The organism is Dysgonomonas mossii, from assembly GCF_004569505.1.
Classification (GTDB): Bacteria; Bacteroidota; Bacteroidia; order Bacteroidales; family Dysgonomonadaceae; genus Dysgonomonas.
Window position 1 is genome coordinate 1 of the sequence record NZ_SPPK01000067.1, and the last position, 450, is coordinate 450.

At 69.6% G+C, this 450-nt stretch carries 1 protein-coding gene; it reads left to right on the top strand.

Going from position 1 to position 450, the window contains the following annotated elements; translation table 11 throughout:
• On the top strand, positions 1-450 hold a 450-nt coding region (locus E4T88_RS18925), incomplete at both ends, for a tripartite tricarboxylate transporter substrate-binding protein (RefSeq protein ID WP_262892173.1).

The window sequence follows — 450 nt, forward strand, 5'->3', positions numbered from 1 at the left end:
CAGATGTGTATAAGATACAGGGCCCAGACGGCCCCGTCCGCCGCGCCCCCCGGCAATGCCTACCCCGCCAAGCCCGTGCGGCTCATCGTGCCCTTCCCGCCCGGCGGCGGCACCGACATCCTCTCGCGCCTCGTCGCGACCAAGCTCACCGAGACCCTGCACTGGACGGTGGTGCCCGACAACCGCGCCGGCGCCGGAGGCACCATCGGCATCACCGAGACCGTCAAGGCCGCGCCCACGGGCTACGACCTCGTCATGGGCCAGAAGGACAACCTCGTCGTCGCGCCCTACCTCTACAAGAACCTGCCCTGGGACCCGACCAGAGACCTCGTGGCCATCGCGCACGTGGCCTACACCCCGGTGATCATCGCCACCAGCGCCAATTCGCGCTTCAAGACCCTGGCCGACGTGGTGGCCGCCGCGCGCGCCGAACCCGGCAAGGTCACCTAT